This is a genomic window from Methylobacter svalbardensis, assembly GCF_037671525.1.
Lineage (GTDB): Bacteria > Pseudomonadota > Gammaproteobacteria > Methylococcales > Methylomonadaceae > Methylobacter_A > Methylobacter_A svalbardensis.
Genome location: NZ_JAWPOH010000207.1, coordinates 1 through 607, shown reverse-complemented (window position 1 = coordinate 607; position 607 = coordinate 1). Strand labels below are relative to the sequence as shown.

The 607-nt window shown below is 38.9% G+C and carries 1 pseudogene; it reads right to left on the bottom strand.

The annotated features are described in order from the left end of the window. Positions 1–482: 482 nt before the first annotated feature. A pseudogene (locus RW114_RS20865) lies at positions 483–607 on the bottom strand (IS1595 family transposase); the annotation flags it as partial.

Genomic DNA, 607 nt, shown 5'->3' with positions numbered 1-607 from the left:
TCGGATGGAGAGCCCGGCGCTAAAAGCATATGGAAAGGGTTCCAGAGAATACAAGACTGCGTGTATGGAATACAGATAGCCCGCAAGCTAGATGGACTGGTTTAGTATTTGTGTGTAAGGAGATGGGGTGAACGCTTACTATGCAAGATGCCAGTAAAGTTTTGTGTGTCATGAAGAAAATGCGTGAAGATTTCGCAATCCCTGCGTGAATTTTACTGTAGTGGCTTGGAAATTATTTACCTGAGAAACTATATGTCCTTTTCAAGTTTGTTAGAATTAAAATATTTCCTGCATAGCAAATCTAAAAGTGGAAAAGAAGCAACTATGCATGCATACCATAACCCTTTCTTGTAACATTTTCTTATATTATCTATAAGATAAACTTTATCTTGAAGGATTGGATTCTCTCGCCAGTCGATGAATATGTTTTTTTCATGAAACAAAAAATTCAGGACCATGAAATCATTGATCATTTTTTTAGGCTATGTCATCGTTAAATATTGAAAATTCCCCAGAGCAGCATTGAGTAGGGTTTCCGGCGTGAGTTGGCAGTGTTGTTCAAAAGCCCGTCGCCAGCCCAGGTAGTTTGGCAAGTATTTGGTAGCTA